Genomic DNA, 19,535 nt, shown 5'->3' with positions numbered 1-19,535 from the left:
CAGCCTTGGTCAGAGTGCAGTATTAAATTAGTTTTATTGGGTATTTTTTCAAAAGATTTTTTAAGCATAGATAGAATTTGATTAAAGTTTGCTCTTTCTGATAAATCGTAACTGATAATTTCTCCGTTGAATAAATCAATTATTGGAGATAGGTATAACTTTTTACCTGATACATTAAACTCGGTAACGTCTGTTGCCCATTTTTCATTAGGTACTAAAGCCTTAAAATTACGTTTTAATATATTGGAAGCTATTTTACCTTGTTCTCCTTTGTATGATTTATATTTCTTTACTCTAATTATACTTTTTAACCCTAAAAGTTTCATTAGTCTGAGCACCGTCTTATGGTTGATTAAAATGCCTTTATTGTTAATTTCTAAGGTAATGCGTCTATAACCAAATCTACCTTTATGTAGATGATAAATCTGCTTAATCAGTGATTTAATATATCTATATTTATCGGCTGTTTGTTGTTTTTTCTCATAGTAATAATAACTACTTCTCGCCATATTCATATGCTTTAACATATTTGCTAAATCATACTGATGCCTTAATTCTATTATGACTTGCGCTTTATATTCTTGATTTCTTCGGCTTGAACTAAGGCATTGAACTTTTTTAACAGAGCATTTTCACATCGTAATGATTCTATCTCAAGTAAAAGTTCTTCCTCTCTGGTTAGAGGTTTAGAGGTTTTCTTTTTGGCTCTTTTGAAGTTCATAGATTTTGGTCTTCCTTTAGGTTTTTCCTTTAAGCCCAAGATACCTTGGCCTTTGCAATTCTTTTGCCATTGAATAATAACACACATATTTGGAATGTTAAATTCAACACAAGCATCTCTCAAAGATAAAGACTTACTTTCAATTGTTTGTAAAACATGTTGCTTAAAATCAATACTATACTTTTGATTCTTCCTGGGTAAAAGACCTTCTTTACCATGTTTTTTATAAAAGCTAATCCATCTTCTAAGACTAGTTTTTTCAAAATTGTTCTCTTGTGCAACTGAATTAACTGAACGGTTGCTCTCTAAAACATCTTCTACACAACGAACTTTGAAATCATAACTGTATTTAAATTTTCTTCCCATAAAAATGCCCCAAATAGTGTCTAACTTTTTGGGGCAGTTCAATTGAGGTGCTTTTTTATTTTAAACACTTTTCGTACTTACAAAGTCATCTTGGATCCGAAGAAGCCGATCGCGATTTATAGCGTAATCCAAAAACCTGTGAAGCAAGAAAGTTTAAGTATACATATTCGTTCGCCTAAAAAGAAAAATTCTACATTCCTAACACCTCTGAATTGTGCTATAAAAGCTTTTATTTTTTGCGTCGAAGATTTCCAAAGCATTCTACTTTTGAGACTAAAATAATAATGTTTCATCAATCATGACAAATGAAATAAATATCACATTGAAATAGTAGAGATATCAGTCTTACTAAATTTAAAGAAAATCATACTCTCCTTTTATTCTTAGAAAATTTAATCCCTTTCAAACACTCCCTCTAATTCAGAAATAATCCTGCAACCACTTACTGATTTAAAAAAACATTCTATTTTGTCAAATCTTAAAAAAAGTGTTATTTTTACACTTATATTCTTTTTCCGAAGAGCTTTACTAACCAACCAAATACCCTATCATGAGATCTATCCTGATTAGTCTACTTTACTTCTCTCTTTCAAATTCGCTTCAGGCGCAAACAGTATCTGCTTCAAGTCCCGATAAAAATATACAAATGGAAATTTCCGTTACTGACGGCAAAGCTTATTACAGCTTATTTTATCAAAAAGATGAATTCCTTGGAAAATCACCTATAGGACTTCTGAGTTCTGCAGGTGACTTTACAAAAGGGCTTAAACTTGCGGGGCATACCTCAGTCAAAATTCAGGAATCTTATCAGCTCAGCCGTTCAAAAGTCAGTCAGATCAATTATAAGGCGAATGAATTAAAATGCATCTTTACGAATGCTTCAAACGACACCATACATATAATTTTCAGAATTACAAATACTGATGTGGCTTTTAGTTATCTGATTCCGAAAAGCAAAAAGAATACGACCAATTGTACTGTTGAAAAAGAAATAACAGGATTTAAACTTCCAGCAGGAACAACCACTTTCATCACGCCTCAGGCTCCGCCATCCAGCGGGTGGCAAAAAACGAAACCGTCTTATGAAGAAGAATACACCCGAGAAGAACCCGTGGGAACAAAATCGCAATACGGATTGGGTTATACTTTTCCGGCGCTGTTTCACCTAGGCAATAAAGGATGGGTGTTACTTTCTGAAACCGGTGTCAGCGATACTTATGTGGGAACCCGATTAAGCGATGCAGGTTCAGACGGCATCTATACTGTTACTTTTCCTCAGGATGGCGAAAATAACAATCAGGGGCCTGTTACAGCTTCCGCAATTTTACCTATGCAGACTTCGTGGAAAACGATTACTCTTGGACGAACTTTAAAACCAATTGTTGAATCGACTGCTTCGACAGATGTGGTTAAACCGCTTGTAAAAACTTCGAAAATATTTGATGCAGGCCGTGCAAGCTGGAGCTGGATTGTGTGGCAGGACGAAAGCTGCAATTATAACGATCAGAAAACTTTTATTGATCTTGCAGCCGACATGAAATGTGAATTCATCCTGATTGATGCCCTTTGGGATACTACTATTGGTAAAGAAAAAATGGCCGAACTGGTGAATTATGCCAAATCTAAAAATGTTGGTGTCCTGCTTTGGTATAATTCTAACGGAAACTGGAACACTGCTCCGCAAACCCCAAAAGACAGAATGAACACAGCTGAAGCCAGAAGAGAAGAGATGCAATGGCTACAGCAAATTGGCGTAAAAGGCTTAAAAATCGATTTTTTTGGCGGCGACAAACAGGCCACCATGAAACTGTATCATGATATCCTTACTGATGCAGCTGAATTTGGTCTGAACATCAATTTTCACGGTACTACCCTTCCGCGCGGGTGGGAAAGAATGTATCCTAATTTTATGACGAGCGAAGCGGTACTGGCCTCTGAAAATCTGGTTTTTCAGCAGTCGTTCAGTGACCGATATCCTTCTACAGCTACTATTTATCCTTTTACCAGAAATGCCGTAAGCTCAATGGATTTTGGTCCGGTTTTCCTTAATAAACGTTTAAACCGCAACCCTGACAAAGGAACAATTCGAAAAACTACTGATGCTTTTGAAATGGCAACAGCTGTTGTGTTTTTTTCTGCCGTTCAGCACTGGGGATTAACGCCTGAAAACTTAAAGGAAAAACCCGCTTATTTATTTGATTACCTGAAAAATGTTCCGACAGTATGGGATGAAACCCGTTTTATAGATGGCTATCCGGGGAAATATTGTGTAATTGCCCGAAGAAAAAACACAAAATGGTACATTGCAGCCATCAATGGAGAAAACAGCACTAAAAAAATCACTGTAGATTTGTCGATGCTTAAAGGTAAAAATGTCTCTATTATTTCAGATGGTGACGGTCAGGAATCAAAATTCAGTACTCAGAAGTTTGGCAATGAAACTAAATTCAATCTGGTGCTTTCTGCCAATGGAGGAACCGTACTGTTTATTCCTTAGAAGATTATCATTCATCCATTTCATAAAACTCAAAAAGTCACTCGTAAAAGGAGTGACTTTTTTTAACCAAATCAATCTATTAAAAAAGCATTATAATGAAGTAAATTATTCTTTTGTCTGGCGTAAAGAAAGATGTGTTATCCTAAATTACGCTACAGTTATCTTTTTTAATAAAGTATAGCCATCGGTATTGTTTCCTGTAACCGAATCAGCCATATTTCCGGATAAACTATTCGAAAATATACTGTCCTGTGTATTTGATGTGTCGGGCGCTCCATTATAACCATCAGTTGCATAAACCGATGTATAAGTGGAAACCGGAAAGGCAATTTGAGTGATCAAAAGCGACCTGCCCTCAGGAGTTACTATTTCAACATGAATATGAGGTGCCCTACCCGGATACCAGCCCGGAAATATGCTAATAAAAGAAACTTTTCCATTTTGGTCTGTAGTCTGCCTTCCTCTTAAATAGTTAGCACTGGTTTGTGTATTATATTGAGAGTATAATCCGTCCTTATCACATTGCCAGACATCAACAAATACGTTTGCAAGCGGCGTACATCCATTGCTTTGATCTTCTATGGTCAGGGTCATTAAAAGTGCTACACCTGTCCTGTCGCCTATGATACTTGCTCTAACATATTGAGCGGGAGTCAGTATAGGAAAAGGCCCTTTGGTTTCAGTTGGCGAAACACTGCAATCACCTCCCGAATTATTACCCGTATCATCTGATGATTCGTTATCATTATCTTTTGAACAGGATGAAATAGCGGTTGGAAGTGCAATAATAGCGCCTAATCCGAAAAGACCGTTTCTTAAAAATTTTTTTCTATCCATGGTTGATATTCGAAGTTTAATCTAAAAAGTGGTTTATTCTTAAACAATTCAACTGTGAGAAACCCTACCTTTTTTTATTGATTTAGCCAAAAAATCTATAAGATATGTTTATTGTAAAAGTAAAGTGGAAAAAAAAAGAGCTGTCGTTAAACAGCTCTTTGGGTTTTTCAAGTTAGTTGTATACGCTTACTAATTCAAAATACTTCTAAAAAATGAATGAAAAACCAATTTCTTACTATTATGGTGCAGTAACCTGAGGCTTTGATTTCATAATTACTTCAACAGTTTTAGGATTTGCAAAAAATTCTTTTGCGAAAGCTTTTATATCTTCGGCTGTTATTTCTTTCAGCGTTTTTTTGTAAATAACATCATCTTTAAATGTATCATTGTTTAGGATCATATTATTTAGGCTGTTAAGCCAAAAACTGTTTGTCATCACTTTCTCTGCTCTTGCCTTTAAAACTGTGTTCTTAATAGACTCTATTTCCTCCTGTTTTGTTACATCTTTTTGCGTTAAATTTATCTGTTCATAGACTATTTTTGTTAGTTTTTCTACTTTTTCAGGATCACTGTCAAAATTGATTGTCATTGAATACTCATCCGACGGCAGTCTGCTTAAACCTGAATTTACATGAACCCCATAACTTCCACCCTCTTCTTCACGAATTAAATCCAGGTATTTTTTAGATAGTAATTCTGCTAAAATATGCGATATGAATACATTTTTATAGTTATACGGAAACTGTTTTACAAACCGAATGTAAACACTTGCTTTTGGAACATTCATTTCGCGCAACAATAACTGTTTAGCAATTCCCGGTGCAGGATCAAGATGATTGTCTGTGAAATTTTCTTTTTTATTTACATCTGATGCAATACTTCCGATATATTTTTCAATTAATGAAAGTACATTATCCGGAAGATTTCCGGTAAAGACAAACGTGAAATCGGCAGCGTTTTGAATTCTTTGTTTATAAATTTCTGATGCTTTTTCAAAACTCAATCGTTTCAGAAATTCTTCGTTTATTAACGGAACTCTTTTGTTTCTATTGTAATTGAGCTGTGAAATTGTATCCTGAAAAACTTTCGGATTCGTATTCGCTGAATTTTCTAACGAATTACTAAAACCCGTAACCATTCGGCTATATGCCTCCTTATCAAATCTTGGCTGTTCAAAATACAGATACAGCAATTGCAATAAAGTTTCAAAATCCTTTTGATTGCCTGAACCTTTAAAACCTTCAGTCAATTCAGTTATGTAAGGCTTAATATCTACAATTTTTCCGTTTAGTTTGTCTTTTAAATCGGTACTTTTAAAAGCGCCCAGACCAGAATTTTCAACCAGACTCACTGCGATTTGAGATGACGGAATATCTTCTGTCTTTACTAACGAACTTCCTCCAAAACTAAACGCAGAGAACAACACTTCGTCTTTTGCTAAGGTAGTCGGATACAGAACAATCTTTGCACCATTTGCCAAAACGTAACTTTTTGCCCCTGCAATTCCTTCAATTGCAGTTTCTTTTGAAGCTTTAGAACCTTTCAGATCTGATGCAATCAAAGGCTGGTCTGTATCGCTTTCTTTGTATTTATCAAGCGGCATTTTTTTAACAGATGCCATAATCGAAACATACTCTTCTTTTGAAGGATAAACAATTTCACTTTTGTCAGGACCTGTAACTGTCATGACCATATTATCAGTTGTCTGCAATTTCTTAACTGCCTGATTTATTTCAGCTAAGGTGATAGAAGCCAGTCCTGACTTTGCCTTTTCATACTGTGTTTCGATACTCTCAAATGGCATTGCTTTTAAGAAATAATTGACTAATTCTTCTGAAAGTCCATCACTTTCAAATTTGTCTTTATTTTGCAGTGAGTTTTTGTATGAACTCAAAACAGCTTCTTTGTTGCGGTCTAATTCTTTTTGAGTAAATCCGTAACGAACCGCTCTTTCCGTTTCAATCATCATTTCTTTGAAACCTTCCAGCGTTTTGTTGTTTTTTGGCGTTACATATAAATAGTACGAATTGGTTAATCTTGAAACTTCTGATGTTCCTGTGCCAATATTTAAAACAGCTGTTTCATTATTCTGAATGAATTCCTGATACCGTCTGTTCATCATATCGGTACACAGATTGTTCAGCAAATCCCTTCTGATCGTTTCGTTGTTTTTAACTTTATCAAAATCCTTTTTAAAGTAAAGTACCACGCTTGTTTCCTGCGCTTCTTTGTCTTTTGCCAAAACGTAGTTCATTTCTTTGTTTTTTGGAACAGCAACATAATAACGTTCTGCCGCATTTTTAGGCATTGGGATAGCAGAAAAAGTTTCGATAATCTTCTTTTCAATTTCCTTCGGATCAATATCTCCAACCACAATAACGGCTTGTAAATCCGGACGGTACCATTTTTTATAATAATCTCTTAAAACCTGATAATCAAACGTATTAATCAGATTTAAATCGCCAATTACATCTCGTTTTGCATACTTAGAATCTTTGTACAAAACCTTATCTGTTTCTAAGCGAAGTCTGAATTCTGAGTTTCTTCTCGTTCTCCATTCTTCTCTGATAACACCACGTTCTGCATCAATTTCAGTATCTTTTAAAGAAAGAAATCCAGACCAGTCGTGCAATGCCAAAAGACAGGAGTCAATCAATTTTGAATCGTTTGCAGGAACGTTACTCAAATTGTAAACGGTTTGATCCTGTGCGGTATACGCATTGATATCTGCTCCAAAACTAACTCCTTTTTTCTCCAGCATATCGATTATCCCTTTTCCTTCAAAATTTTGTGTTCCGTTGAAGGCCATGTGTTCGAGGAAATGTGCCAGTCCGTTCTGATCGTCATTTTCTAAAATCGCTCCGACATTTTGAGCGAAATAAAAACAGACACGGTCTTTTGGCCATTCGTTATGAAGGACATAATATTTCATTCCGTTTTTTAATGTTCCTGAAACAACGTCTTTGCTGAGCGGAACTGTAGTCGAAAACTGAGCAGCGCTTTTAAATCCGATGAAAAGGACTAAAAGCCAATATTTTGATTGAAAGATTTTCATTTGATATTTTTTGTCTTTTTATTTTTTGAAATTCCGGACTCCTTCCTGTAGCCAGTTGTAATAAGCGTTACTATCCGGATTGTAAGCCGATGGTTTGTTCAGGTCTTTTTCGTTATGATCCATTAAAACGTAGTACGGCTGAGCGTTTGTTTTGTATTTTAAAATCTGAAGTTCGCTCCATTTCTGTCCCGTATATTTTAAAACTTTTCCGGTAATTTTAGAAACCACCTGTTCATTCTCCGGCAGAGGTCTTTTGTCATCTACATACAGCGAAATCAAAACCACATCATTATTTAAAACTGCCAAAACTTTAGGATCCGGCCAGACACGTTCTTCCATTTTACGGCAGTTAACGCAGGCGTATCCGGTAAAATCGATCATTACGGGTTTGTTTACTTTTTTCGCGTAAGCCAGACCTTCGTCATAATTATGAAAAGTCGTAATTCCGTTTGGGCCACTTTCTGCTCCTTCCGGTAATGCCGTTTTTTCAGTGTTCTGTCCTACTGAGTTTCCAAAACCATTTGGAGATTCGCTGTATTGTTTCGCCGGAGGAAAACCACTGATATATTGTAACGGAGCCCCCCAAAGTCCCGGAATCATGTACACCACAAAAGTCAGCACGATAATTCCTAAACTCAGTCTCCCTACAGAGATATGCGTAACAGGCGAATCATGTGACAATTGGATCTTTCCGAATAAATATAAAGCCAATACAGAAAATATAGCTATCCAAATAGCAAGAAATACTTCTCGCTCTAATAGATGCAATTGTAAAACCAGGTCGGCATTGCTTAAAAATTTAAAGGCTAAAGCCAATTCTAAAAAGCCTAAAACCACTTTAACCGAATTTAACCAGCCACCCGATTTTGGAAGCGAATTCATCCATCCCGGAAAAGCTGCAAATAAAGCAAACGGCAATGCAATGGCCAATGAAAACCCAAGCATTCCGACAATTGGCGCAATTCCTGCCTGACTTGCTGCCTGAACCAATAAAGTCCCGACAATTGGTCCGGTACAAGAAAATGAAACTACGGCTAATGCCAGTGCCATAAAAAAGATTCCCAAAGCACCTCCTATTTCTGATTTCTGGTCAATTTTTGTAAGCCATGAACTTGGCAATACTATTTCGAAAGCACCTAAAAATGACAATGCAAAAACCAGTAAAAGCAAGAAGAAAAAGACATTAAAAACTACGTTTGTGGCCAGCGCATTTAAAGCATCAGCACCAAAAATTGCAGTAACCAAACTCCCTAAAATAACATAGATTACAATAATAAAAATACCGTACATCATAGCGTTTCTAATTCCGGCCGCTTTGTTTTTACTTTGTTTGGTAAAAAAACTAACCGTCATTGGGATCATCGGAAATACGCATGGTGTAAACAAAGCAGCAAGACCTCCTAAAAAGCTGAAGAAAAATAAGGTCCAAAGGCTTTCTTCAGGGGCTGTTTTTCCTGAAGATGCTTTTTTGGCTGAATTATTTAAAATTTCAGGAGTGTCTTTGCCAGCAATGTTAACAGAGTTTGTTGTGTTGTTTGTGGTATCTTGTTTAGTAGTGGATTCGTCTTTTACAGGCAAATCAGTGTTTTTCTCTTCTGTTGCGGCACTTGCTGCATCTTCGTTTTTAACCGGTGTATCTGATTTTTTGAACGTAAATTTTACTTCTTTTTCTCCCGGAGGAAGACAGCTGTTGTCATTACAAACCATAAAAAAAACAGACGCATTAATGGTAAAAGCGTCGGCAGTTTTACGTTCTATAGTCTGAGTGAAGACTGCTTTGTCTGCAAAATATTTAATTCGCATATTAAAAACAGGATCGTCTACTTCATGTCCCTCAGGCTCGGCTACAGAACCGATTGTTTTGTAGTTTTTAGACTTCGGAAAAGTAAAATTTGTCGGTGCTGGTCCGCCTGATGGAACGTTTTGAGAATAAATATGCCAGCTTTTATCAATTTTGGCAATTATACTCAAAGTATATTTGTTTTCTCCTATTTCTTTTACGGATGTTGTAAAGGAAACGGGATCGTAAATTTGGGCAGTAAGGTTACTTACCGCAAATAAAATTGCGATAAAAAGAAATAATTTTTTCATGATAAAAAGTTAGATTTTAAATTGCCACAATGAATTCTCTTTTTTGTCATCCTGACGAAGGAAGGATCTCCGCAAGAAACTCTATGCAGTAATCGCAAATCTTTGTCGAATATCTTACGAAGATTCCTCGTTCCTCGGAATGACAAACACATCTTAATATTATGTGTGTTTATTTAATAACTAAATTGAATTATTTTTTATAACGGGCCAAAATCCATTTTGAAATATCGTCGAGAACTTCCGGGGCGAAAACTTCATCTAGTTCTTTGACTTCGCTTTGTGTACAAGTTTTGCAGTGCTGGTACATATGATTCAGGCCTGGATAAATCTTTGCTGTAAGATCTTTTGTTTTCAGGTATTTTTTGAATGAATTGATATTCTCTTCGGCTGGAACACTGATGTCTTTATCGCCGTTTGCCACCATTACCGGAATGGTAATTTTGGGCAGGTAATTTTCCGGATTGTAATGAATGCTGTAACGGTACCATTTTCTGTCAGCATCTTTTCCGTAACGATACAGGAAATCCTTGTCACGTCCGTCCCACAGATGTATTTCTTTTAATGTTGTCGAATCCTGCTTTTGCATCCATTCTTTCAACTTTACTTCCATTGCAGGCTGTGCCGATTCTCCGTCTTTTGTATCGTAAACAACCTTAAACATGATGTTGTACATTTCCATCTGTTTCGCCACCACTTTATCCGAAAAATTATAACTTTTCAAAATTGCCGTATTTTGAAGATTCAGCATTTCCAGTCCGCTTACTCCTACTCCTGACAAACTGATCATGAATTTTACATCTTTGTTTCCCGAACTCACAATTGAGGCAATCATTCCGCCTTCGCTGTGACCGATTAAACCAATATGCGAAGCGTCGATATTTTTATCTGTTTTTAAATAGGCAATCTGCTCCTCAATATCATCAGCAAAATCGCCGGTTGTGGCATTTTGAAAATCACCTGTCGTTTTGCCGAATCCTCTATCGTCTACGCGAAGAGAAGCAATTCCGTTCTTTGCCAGATAATCCGCCAAAACAGTAAAAAACTCTCTTCCCATGTACGTATAATTGCGATCGTGCTGTCCGGTTCCTGAGATTAAAATTGCCAGCGGATATTTCTTTTTTCCTTTCGGAATTGTCAATGTTCCTCCGTAAGTAAGTTTTGTTTTTTTGCCTAAAAAGGTCATATCAATAACCTGATACGAATATGGTTTTTTAGGATGCTGAGAAAAGTAAAGAGGCTGTATTTCTTTTTCTTTCTTTAAAACAACTGCTGCATTTGGAATTGAATAATAGTTGAAAATTCCTGAAATTGCACTTTTATCTTCATTGTATTTTCCTTTAAAAGAAAAACCATACATTTCATTTTTAAAAGATATACTATCTCCTTTTACAGTTGTGACTACTTTTTTATCGATTTCTAATTCAGGCATTTTAACACTTAAAGAATCTGTTTTATATTTCGCCAAATCACCAGACAAAATAACCCTGTACGAATGATGCTGGCCCTGCCAGATAGTTTGTGAAAAACTAAACTGGCTGGTCATCATCATTAAGAAACTTAAAAATCCTAAAAGATTTAAGTTTTCTTTCTTGTTTTTTTTAATTAGAGTTTTCATTATTTTTTATTCTCTGACTTTAAATGCTCGACAATGATTGAAATTTCATCTAACAATTCGCTTGGGCTTCCAAAATAACCGTTTGACATCCAGCGTAATTTTCCGTTTTGGTCGATAATCATTTTCTCCGGGATTCCGGAAAATTTGAATGCTTTTGAGTATTGCTCATAAACTACATCCATTTTTCCTGTTTTAGGATTTTTACCGTCGTAAAGTACATTAAAATCAAACCCTTTTTCTTTGATAAAAGCCTGTGTCTGCTCTTTGAAATCTTTGATGTATTCCTGTGTATCTACGAAATAGAATTTCACATTGTCATCGGCTTTATATTTATTTACTGCCATATTCATTCCCGGCATCGCACCTTTGCACGGTCCGCACCACATGGCCCAGAAATCAAGTACTACTATTTTTCCTTTTTGGTCGGCTAGTTTTACTTTTCCTCCTTTGCTGCTTTCTAATTCAAATCCAGCGATTGGAAGGTTAATTAATTCTGATATTACTTTCTTTTTATGTTCTTCGATATTACTCAGTGATTTCAGAGATTCCAAATAGGCATCAAAACCTGTTGCCACTCCGCCTTCTTTTAAATATATTTCTTTTAATGAAGCCAAAATTTCCGGTGTTACCTGATTTTGTTTTACCGAAAGTGCCATATAATTTTTAGCATCTGCTGTTTGCCCTTTTCTCAATAACATTCTGGTATAAACCTCGTTGTAAGTCGCATCTTTATAACCAAACAGAGGCTTAATTTTAGCTAAATATTTTTCTTCTACATCATAATTTTTAGTCGCTTCTGCCAATTTAGCATAAGTAAAATATTCTCTGCTCATCATTTGTAAAGCCTGTTCCTGCCATTCTTTTAATGATAATTTTCCGGCATACATTTTTGGCACAAACGTTAGTCTGTTTTCCATTTCCCCCATAATAATATCTGCATACTTCTTTAATGTTTCTATTGACGCTTTTTCAATTCCGTCATGATCCCTGTCAAAAGGAATAGACACTAAATGCCAGTGATAATCTAATAAGTTGACAAAAGAAACTTTTTTAACGCTATTTAAAGCATAAGTGTAATCTTTATTGTTTACGATATAACCATAAACAATTGATTTAATCATTTTATCATAAAACAAACTTTCTATGTCTGTATAAACGTCTTCAAATTTATTTTGTGGAAAATTCTTCTCGAATTCCGTATATAATTTAACCTTTTTAGCAAAGTCAACTTCCCTGGTTATTTCCTGAATCTGTCTGTCTCTTGCTAAAACTCCATAAGGATATTTCGTTACCAAAACATTTTGCACAGAATCTGAAAATACTTTATCAGCTGGATATTCCAATAAATCCAAAGTCTTCTGAATATTATATTGTGTAGCATTATCTAAGTTAGCATCAGTAAGCAAACCACGCAATTCTTTTTTAATAGCTACAGATTGCTCCTTTCCTGATGTTAGTTTTTTTAATTTTAACCCGTAATAAAATATCTTTTTACGGCTTTCCGGATGATACTGCAATTCGTAATTTATCCACATTAAACCAACCTGATCAGCAATGTACGCACTGTCATGCACCACATTGGGTACTTCATTCTCAAAAGCCCTGCTTCTCAAAATTCCCCAGCCAGTGTAAGCTCCCGGAACTTGTGCAAACATATAACCATGAGGCATTTTTTCTCCTTTGTCTACAATGGTATCCGATTTAAACACACAATTTATAAAAGATGCATGGGCTGAAAGTTTCATTTTGGTTTCCCACTTTTTATCTCCGGCTGCTTTTAAAGTAACGTCGTTGGTAATCCATTTAAAATTATCATAAGTATACACTACCCCGTTTACATACATTGCATTGGCAAGTGGCCCGTTCGCGGCATTATAAGTTATGGTCACTTCGTCTCCTGGATTTGGATGCTCGGGAGAAAGAGTCAGTATTTGTGCAGGTGCATCCTGAGCAAATATGCTGGTTGTAACACTGAATAAAAATAAGATCAGCTTTAAATTTTTCATTTTTTTTTGAATTTAGTGCACTCAAAAGAAATCTGAGTGCACATTTTTAATTAACTAATTATGGATTCTGTTGTAAGTTTGGAGCGTATTCAAAATAAATTGGGGCAAAAGGCATTTGATAACGGTCACTGTTTGGGGCAAGTGTAAACGTTTGTCCTGCAAAAGCATGCGTAATGGTTTTGGCAAATTCCGGTTCTTTGTTTAATCGTTTCAAATCAAACCATCTAAAACCACCAGATCCCATTAACTCTCTTCTTCTTTCTGCCAACACTTTGATTAAAGCATCTTTATTGTCTGTCGCAGTCATGGCAACATATTGTCCTGCTCTGAATCTTTTCTGTCTTAATTTATTTATTTCAGCCATTGCTAAGTTACCGGAACCCGCTCTTGCCAGACATTCTGCTTTTATCAGCATCATTTCAGGAACTGTTGGTCCCGCATTTCTGCTTTCTCCTGTTAAACCTTCTTTGGCATATGTTCTTCCTGTGGTATATTCAGAATTAAAATTGCTTGATGGTTGTGTAAAAAGCACATAACGCAAATCATTTGTATCAAATGAGTTAATCAATTCATTACTTAATGATAGAATCTGTGGTGCGTAAGAAAAAGAAGTATAACCATTCCACTTTGACAAAATCAATTCTTTATCAAATCTTCTGGTAGGAAAAGCATTAAACTCAAAATCTTCCAGATTATTTAATGTGCTTTGAATGGCCAATGCCTTTTCTGCATTTTCTAAAGCTAAAGGATAGTTTCGCATATACAAATACGTTCTTGCTAAAAGTGCGTAAGCTGCTGCGCGGGAAGGAAATGCAACATTATTTCCGGAATTAACTGGTTTTAAACCTGAATTTACAGCATCGTTTAAATCACTAAGAATAATATCATACGCATTTTGAACGGAAGTTCTTTTTATGTCGTCTGAAACGGTTGCTGTTGTAAAGAGTACAATTCCGGGATCTGTTGCTGATGTTGCAGCATCATAAGCTTTTCCGAAAGTATTTACCAGGGTTAGAAAGATAAATGCACGGTGTATTTGTGCTTCCCCTTTTATAGCTAATTTTTCGGCTTCCGTTCCATTTTTACTTTTCATTACTTCATTGATCACGATGTTTGCATTATACAAGGCACTATACATGTTCTCCATATTGTAATCTCTTTCACCATCAAAATACAGAACATCTGACCATTTATAAAAATTCGTAAATGGACGATAATAATCAGAAGCCCCCAATGCAGTGGTCTGAGCCTCATTTTGAAAACTAATATCATCTGAGGCCACATCTACAGCACCATAGGTTATATCAAATGCATATGAATTGTTCAAAAGATACCTGTAGTTTTCTGTTTCTTCCGGTATTAATCTTCCTTCGGTTTTGATATCGACATAATTGTCACAGCTTAAAACAATTGTTCCTAAAGCTATTATCGTGATGTATTTTAAATACTTTTTCATCTTTAAAAAATTAAAAATTAACATTTAAACCAATTGAATACATTGCCATTGCCGGCAATTTCATGTTAGTCCCTGTATATGGTAAAAAGTCAGGATCTAAACCGTCTTTGTTTTTTCTCCAGAAGAAACCAAGATTTCTGGCTGTAAATGTTACTGAAGCACCTGTTATGGTTCCTCTGTTAATTAAGCTGTTCAAATCATATTTAAGTGAAAGCTCTCTAAAACGAATATGATCTCCTTCTATAATTTGATCTTCTCCAAACATATACCTCACATAACTTAGCCCGGTAGAACCCTGAATTCCCGGTACAGAAGTAGTAGCTTCGTCTCCAGGAGTTCTCCATCTTTGGTCAATATCAGTATTTAAATCGTATTGATTAAATCTTCCTTGTCTGTTTACGTAACCTCCATACGTTGGCTTAAATAATACGTAATCAAATTTGTATGTTGCTAAAATGTAAAGTGACACTTTTTTGTAAGTGAAAGTATGATTAAAACTTCCAAAGTAAGAAGGGATGTTTGTACCCATATACTTCATATCAGCAATTTCTTTAAGAGAAGTAAAAGAATTAACGATGTTACCCGATTTATCATAAACCTGAGTTCTTCCTGTTGCATCTAATCCTGCTGACCTAAAAGCAAATACACTGTTTAATGGGTAGCCTTCAATAGGCGGCGTTGATCCCGTACCATTTAAATACTGACTGTAGTTTTGAAAACGGGAATCGGTTACTTCTGAAGTATTGTAAGAAACTACAAGACCTGAATCCCAGGTAAAATCCTTAGCTTTAAGAATGGTTGCGTTTAAACTTAAGTCTACTCCAGTTCCCGATATTGTTGCTGCATTTTGCTTTAAAGCGTTATTTTGAACACCGTAAAATGGAGAAATTGGGAAATCTACGATCAAATCTTTACTATCCTTTTGATAATATTCTATCGTACCGCCTAATCTGTTGTTCAAGATAGAGAAATCTACCCCAAAGTTTAAAATGGCTGTTTTTTCCCAACGTAAATTAGGATTTGCCGGAGCAGTAATAAAAGCATAAGGCTGTTGTGAAAAAGTATCTAAATTACTTAAACTGATATTTGTAAAAGGAAAAACCTCCAAATTGATATTTCCGTTATAACCATAACTTGCTCTTAAAGCCAGACTATTAATCAGGCTTACTTCTTTAAGAAAAGATTCATCTTTAATATTCCACTTTGCACCTGTCGACCACAATGGTGTTCTTCTTAATTTTTTATCTACTCCAAAATTGTTATAGTCGTCTAAACGGGCACTTCCTGTAAGTGTATATTTGTTTTTATAGGTATAACCGGCATTTGCATAATACGATAAAAATCTTCTGCGAACATCTTTATGCTCATTACCATATTGAAGGGTATAGTTATAGCCATTTACATCAACATAGTTTTGTGACGGAATATCTACAGAGGTTTGCGTTTTTGAATTATATCCAAACAATGTTCTGCTGTCTTGAGTTTCTCTAGTTTCTCTGGCCTCAATACCTCCCATTGCGTTAATCAAATGATCCTGACCTATAATGCCATCATAGTTTAATTGCCCTCTCATCGTGTAACTGCTTGTACCAAATTCATTGTTTTGATAAATCCCTCCTTTTGGGATTCCGTACACTAAATCGCCATTGCCGTTTATAGAGGTTGCCGAGTTGATTCTGTCACGTGTATAAAAGGTATTTTCATTGAACATATTATCATTTGATGAACTTGAATTTTCTACAGAATAGGTACCTACTGCGTCTAAACCTTTTAATAATGGAGCTGTTGCCGAAATTGTAGCACCAAAATTTAATTCATTTGAGGACCTGTCACTATTCTTTAATTCATCGATATAATTGTAAGTCCATGGTAAATATCCGGATTGCTCCAACGGAATCGTTTGTCCTGCATAATAACGACGGTAATAATCAACAGAATTCCCATCATCTCCAACAATTTGGTCGTAAGGCAATAAAGTATTCAATGAAGTTCCTAATGGAGAAAGTCCTAATCCATTACTGTTGTAATTGAAGATTGAACCTCTTAAGCTTGTATTCATTTTTAAATAATTGAACAGCTTAAAATCCTGATTCGATAATAAAGTCAAACGTTGTCCGCTATTTCCTTTTGCCTGAGTTTCTTCTTTAGAATACGATCCCGACATGAAATACGAATAATCGTTTTCTGCACCGCTAACCGATAAATTGTAATTTTGAGTTGTTGCAGCCTGCAGCAAATACTTTTCTGCCTGTCCATAAGTGTTACGATTACGTAAAACATCTAAGCCAGCGTTTCTTTGGGCTTCAGTGATATCACCCCGTTTGTACTGAAACATCAGGTCCATTCCCTGACTAACAGGAGTAGTCAGCATATAAGTTACACTTGCCGGATCTGTAACCAAATTTCTATCTACAAACTCCTGTTCTAAATTTAAAACCTGAGACGAATTCATTAATGGCAATTTTGACAAAGAAGGCTTGTTCGAAAAACCATAATTTTGAGAAAAACTAATTCTCGTTTGTCCTTGTTTTCCTTTTTTGGTATCAATTACCATTACTCCATTTGCCGCTCTTGCACCATAAATAGAAGCTGCAGCAGCATCTTTTAGAAAAGTAATTTTTTCAATATCATTTGGGTTTATTGTTCTGATGTCTAATTCTGTTGGTGTTCCGTCTAATACTACCAATGGCATTGCATTGGTTTCTAATGTAGATTTTCCTCTAATGGCAACATTATAGCTCGATCTTCCCTGACCATCTCCAAATGTGGTTCCGTAGACAAAAGTGTTATCAGAATCTAAAATATTTAATTGCAAACCAGCCACCTGACCTTCTAATCTGTGAAGGACATTATTAACCGGCACTTTTTCTAAATCTTTAGCCGTAAGGGCAACAAAAGATCCCGTAGAACGCTCTCTGTCTAATTTTTGATATCCTGTTGATACGATTTTCACTTCGTCTAGTTTGCTGACATCTTCTAACAAAACAGGATTGATAATCAGGCTTTCTGAAACCGTTACTTCTGTTTTTTTGTATCCTAAATATTCAAAAACAAGAACATCTCCTTTGTGAGCCATAATTTCGTAAGAACCGTCAAAATTGGTAACAGCGCCGTCTTTGGTGCCTTTAACCCAAACCGATGCGCCAAATAAATTTTCCTTTTTAGCATTGGTAACAACTCCCTTAATTTTTACTTTTTCTTCTATTACAGAAGCCGTTGCGGTTTTTACTTTTGTATTTAATGCAATAACAATCAATTTGTTATTTACAAATTCTGCTTTATAATTATCTCCTATTAGTTCTTTGATAACGGTCATTATATCAGCGTTATCGAATGCTATATCAACTCTTCGCTGCGCATTAAAAACATCATCACTGTAGAAAAATTCGACATTGGTTTTTCTGGTTATTGTTTTTAAAACAGAAGATACTGACTGATTTTTTACCTTTATAGTTACTTTTTGAGAATAGGCAAAAGCAACTATATTGAAAAAAAATATGGATAATAGTAGGGATTTCTTCATGACGTTAAGAAATTTATCCCAAAGCGCGGATTTTACCCCACAATCTTTTGCGGATAGGTTTTTTTTCATACTTTTAAAATGTTTTGGTTGGTTAATTGATTTCGAACTCTTTTTTTCGACTGAACAATACTAGCCGGGAAATGGTGCAAACATTTTCCGGTTTTTTTATTTATTTACTTACGGTTACTTCATACGTTTGGTTTATTTTGGTTATTTTATATTTAATATTCGATGTTTTACTCACTATATTAAGAAGGTTTTCCAAAGGTTCATCTTTCAAGATAATGCCGGTGAATTTAATCTGCTCTATTGATTTTTGTTCGAATTTCACATTAAAGTCGTACCATCTGGACATTTTGCTCAGAATGTTTTTCAAATTTTCATTCTCAAAATAAAATTTCCCGTCTTTCCATGCCGTATAAACGGACGGATCGACTTCTATAACTTTTAAACCTCTATTTTGAATTCTGGCCTGTTGTCCGGGATTAATAACAACTGACTCATTTTCTGCTGAAACTTTTACTTTTCCTTCTGCAAGTGTGGTTTCAAAATTATGATCTTCCGTGTAAGCGTTTACATTAAAATGCGTTCCTAAAACCGTTACATCTCCGGATTTTGTTTTTACCGTAAAAGGGCTGCGGGTATTTTTACTGACTTCAAAATAAGCCTCTCCTTCTAAAGTAACATTGCGGGCATCCCCTCTAAACTCTACTGGATATCTTAAAGATGATTTCGAGTTAAGCCACACTTTTGTTCCGTCTGAAAGGCTCACTGAGTAAATTCCTCCTACAGGAACAATCAACGTATTTTCGCCTGTAGAAACTTTTCCGTTCAGTGCTTTCACATCGTAAACTAAAACATTATTTACATTCGAGATTACACCGTTTTTTGAAACGATTTTTTCTTTTTTAGGTTCTAAAGAAACAACAGTTCCATCTGCCAAAACTAAGGTTGGATTATTGTATTTCGGTTTAATACTTTTTACGACTACCTCCTGCTTTTTTATTTCATCCTTATTATTCAAGAAAAAGAAAACAGAAGATAATCCCGCTAAAAGAACTAAAACAGCAGCATATTTGAATAATTTTCTATAATTGAAAAGTGAAATTACAGGTGCATCAATAAAGTCGATTTTGTCTTTAATTCTTTTATAAGCCAAATCAGTAGGAACTATGTTATAAAATCTTTCTTTTGATTTTAAAGTTTCCAAATCAATAACTTTTTGATAATATTCCTGATTTCCGGGTACAGAAAGCCATTCCTGCAAAAGGTTATTTTCTTCAATCGATAATTCTCCCACAAGCAATTCCTTTTTAATGAGAGCGGCGATTGTGATTTCTTTCTTTCCTGCAGCCATATTTTTTTGAT

The 19,535-nt window shown here is 35.3% G+C and carries 11 protein-coding genes; 1 reads left to right on the top strand and 10 read right to left on the bottom strand.

All coding sequences use genetic code 11. The features are described 5' to 3' along the window. Positions 1-560: IS3 family transposase (locus tag JE46_RS19070; protein WP_244881902.1), on the bottom strand; the 560-nt coding region annotated here is incomplete at its 3' end. After that, positions 560-1,129, bottom strand: a complete 570-nt coding sequence (locus JE46_RS19065; protein WP_209445163.1) for a transposase — start codon at positions 1,127-1,129, stop codon at positions 560-562. The genes JE46_RS19070 and JE46_RS19065, both read right to left, overlap by 1 nt. Positions 1,130-1,637: 508 nt before the next feature. Between JE46_RS19065 and JE46_RS19060 the strand changes: the two genes are divergently transcribed. After that, complete coding sequence (locus JE46_RS19060; RefSeq protein ID WP_031456877.1) at positions 1,638-3,584, top strand: glycoside hydrolase family 97 protein; 1,947 nt, start codon at positions 1,638-1,640, stop codon at positions 3,582-3,584. Positions 3,585-3,731: 147 nt separating this feature from the next. Here the strand turns inward: JE46_RS19060 and JE46_RS19055 are convergent, their stop codons facing one another. The 8 genes from JE46_RS19055 to JE46_RS19020 all read right to left on the bottom strand — a co-directional run bounded on the left by JE46_RS19055 (position 3,732) and on the right by JE46_RS19020 (position 19,524). Then, positions 3,732-4,421: a dioxygenase family protein gene (locus JE46_RS19055; RefSeq protein WP_031456876.1), complete on the bottom strand. Its 690-nt coding sequence runs from the start codon at positions 4,419-4,421 to the stop codon at positions 3,732-3,734. 238 nt (positions 4,422-4,659) lie between these two features. Further along, on the bottom strand, positions 4,660-7,476 hold the full coding sequence (locus JE46_RS19050; protein ID WP_051872936.1) for a M16 family metallopeptidase: 2,817 nt from the start codon (positions 7,474-7,476) through the stop codon (positions 4,660-4,662). Positions 7,477-7,494: 18 nt separating this feature from the next. Continuing rightward, positions 7,495-9,567, bottom strand: a complete 2,073-nt coding sequence (locus JE46_RS19045; protein WP_031456874.1) for a protein-disulfide reductase DsbD family protein — start codon at positions 9,565-9,567, stop codon at positions 7,495-7,497. Between the two features lie 190 nt (positions 9,568-9,757). Continuing rightward, the gene (locus JE46_RS19040) at positions 9,758-11,182 is read right to left on the bottom strand and encodes an alpha/beta hydrolase family protein (RefSeq protein WP_051872935.1); all 1,425 of its coding nucleotides are present in this window, start codon (positions 11,180-11,182) and stop codon (positions 9,758-9,760) included. Continuing rightward, positions 11,182-13,188 (bottom strand): TlpA family protein disulfide reductase, encoded by a 2,007-nt coding sequence (locus JE46_RS19035; protein WP_051872934.1) that lies wholly within the window; start codon positions 13,186-13,188, stop codon positions 11,182-11,184. Before JE46_RS19035 ends, JE46_RS19040 begins: the two co-directional genes overlap by 1 nt. A 58-nt stretch (positions 13,189-13,246) precedes the next feature. Then, the gene (locus tag JE46_RS19030) at positions 13,247-14,644 is read right to left on the bottom strand and encodes a RagB/SusD family nutrient uptake outer membrane protein (RefSeq protein ID WP_031456871.1); all 1,398 of its coding nucleotides are present in this window, start codon (positions 14,642-14,644) and stop codon (positions 13,247-13,249) included. Between the two features lie 10 nt (positions 14,645-14,654). After that, entirely contained in the window at positions 14,655-18,236 is a 3,582-nt protein-coding gene (locus tag JE46_RS19025) for a SusC/RagA family TonB-linked outer membrane protein (RefSeq protein ID WP_031456870.1), read from the bottom strand. A 100-nt stretch (positions 18,237-18,336) separates the two neighbouring features. Further along, on the bottom strand, positions 18,337-19,524 hold the full coding sequence (locus JE46_RS19020) for a FecR family protein (RefSeq protein WP_031456869.1): 1,188 nt from the start codon (positions 19,522-19,524) through the stop codon (positions 18,337-18,339). Between the last annotated feature and the right edge of the window lie 11 nt (positions 19,525-19,535).

It is taken from the genome of Flavobacterium chungangense LMG 26729 (assembly GCF_000735715.2).
Lineage (GTDB): Bacteria > Bacteroidota > Bacteroidia > Flavobacteriales > Flavobacteriaceae > Flavobacterium > Flavobacterium chungangense.
The sequence above is the reverse complement of the archived record's forward strand: the minus strand, read 5'-3'. Positions and strand labels throughout refer to the sequence as shown.